This is a genomic window from [Flexibacter] sp. ATCC 35208 (assembly GCF_001975825.1).
In the GTDB taxonomy this organism is placed as follows: domain Bacteria; phylum Bacteroidota; class Bacteroidia; order Chitinophagales; family Chitinophagaceae; genus Chitinophaga.
The window spans coordinates 1-2,043 of record NZ_MTKN01000167.1 but is presented as its reverse complement, the minus strand read 5'-3'; the positions used below and the strand labels follow the sequence as shown (position 1 = coordinate 2,043).

The 2,043-nt window shown below is 34.0% G+C and carries 2 protein-coding genes; one reads left to right on the top strand and one right to left on the bottom strand.

All coding sequences use genetic code 11. The features are described 5' to 3' along the window. Positions 1-528 (top strand): RadC family protein (locus BW716_RS34855; RefSeq protein WP_083730650.1); only part of this gene is annotated, 528 nt, incomplete at its 5' end. Between the two features lie 356 nt (positions 529-884). Here BW716_RS34855 and BW716_RS37350 read toward each other — a convergent pair. Beyond that, the coding region (locus BW716_RS37350) for a HEPN domain-containing protein (RefSeq protein ID WP_083730649.1) at positions 885-2,043 on the bottom strand (1,159 nt) is incomplete at its 5' end.

The following is a 2,043-nucleotide window of genomic DNA, read 5'->3' as shown; positions in this document are numbered from 1 at the left end:
CCGAGAACCGAATACTTACTCAGTGAGCTAGCGAAATTTAATGTGAACCAGTTTAAGAGAGTTAGAGGAATAGGCGACATGAAAGCTGCCGAATTAGCAGCGGTAATGGAATTAGGAAGACGTAGGCAGGCCGGACTTCTATTGTCGAAAAAGGTCATTACAAATACTATTGATGCTGTGCTATACTTCAAGCCTATATTAGGTGATCAATCCTACGAATCATTTCATGTGTTGTATATGAATCATGGACAAAGGGTTTTAAAACATAGTATTTTAGCCAAGGGAGGGATTGCTAATGTTTCATCAGATACCAAAATGATACTTCGAGAAGCATTGGAAATTGGGGCATCCAAGTTAATCCTTTGTCATAATCATCCTTCCGGGAATTTAAATCCTAGTTCTGCGGATAAATATTTTACGGAGAAAATTGTGAAGGCAGCGAGCCTTATGGATATTGTTGTAATTGACCATATTATCGTTTCAGAGGTCGGATTTTACAGCCTGGCAGATGAGGGATCACTGAATTGATGGATTGTAAAAAATAGTCGATCGACTATTTTTTACATTTTTCGACATTTTTCTACATAATATGACATTTTTCGACTTAAAGCTGCACAATTGGAATATCAGTTTTAGGGGATGGCTGAACTTTGCTTTAAAATCTGACATATGATTAAACAGCAAGAATTAGTCACTATGCGTGCAATTCAAAAGACATCAGCTTGAACTGCTTGTCGTGTGTTTTCCTTTCTCGTGACATAATGTTAAGGCATTACATTTTCTTTTAACTTCATGTCCGCTCAAATGTAGCAACTTCATCCTTTTTATATAAAATATCATTCCTTAACTCCTATGAGAATATAATCCATATTTAATGATAAAATTTAGGAACCCAGCTTAAGTACCTTAAACCTACCTAAATCATCAATAAAACCTACTATTAAATGCATCATTTTATCAATATTATCCCTTAGTTCTTTAATTTCACTCATAATAAAAGGCTCGTGCTCTATAGAGTAGTCTGTCAAAAAAACAAATATATCTAAATGGGTTACACCTAATATCGAGAATGTATTTTCCAATTTTATGTATGTACCATCTATGTAATTCCGGCCGAGGTAGCGAAGACCGTTAACATTGGTTTGTTTAAGTATTACAGCTACTATAAAATCTTCGAATTTGATTAGAAAATCAAAGCCATGATCCTTTCCACTGTCCAACATACGGATCTCAGACACTTGATAAACTGCCGAATAATAATCGATTAAAATTTTTTCAAAATATCTTAAATTGTTGGTTATGTGTTTAATGCGGCTCGTTTCCCTCTCAATTTGAAACTTTTGCTCTTGAATAGTTAATTGTTTATTGGGTAAGTCTTCAAATTCAAGCTTTAAAGTTTTAATAATTTTTTTTGAAATGCTTTCAATTTTACCAAGGGTTTCTCTATTAATATGCCTATTATGTGCGATCTCGTTTCTAAGTAAATTTAATTTCTCGAGATCACTCTCCAAATCCTGTTTCTTATAGGTTGAATCCTTAGCAAAGTATTTTTCCCATAGTGATGTCGCAATGATTCCTTTTAAATCCCGGATAGGAATAGATTCTTTTTTGTCTGCAATTGCCTTCTGAACAAGGAGCTGTACGTCACCAATATCTCGAAAGTAAGGTTCTCGCTGACCTTCAAACAATATTGTCTTAAGATCGCTAAAATATGTTTGGTGTAAATAATCCGAATAATTCTGCTTAAGTTGAGCATCACGCTCCTCAACGGATTTAGGAATATGAAATTTATGCCAATCGTATCCAACATTAATTAGCATAAAACTAGTAATTAGTCTACGAAGTAAGTTTTCCACTTCATTAATAGCTTCATAACCGATAATAGCAAATTTACGCGCAATGTCGTTCCATAGTACATTAATGCCAACTTCAGGATGAAGTCTCTTAAATACTTTCTCCAATCCAGAAATTAGCTCGCTGAAGTCACTTAGTTTTTCGAACTCTTCGCTACTTAAAGTAATTTTAAGAACATGTTTAAAAATA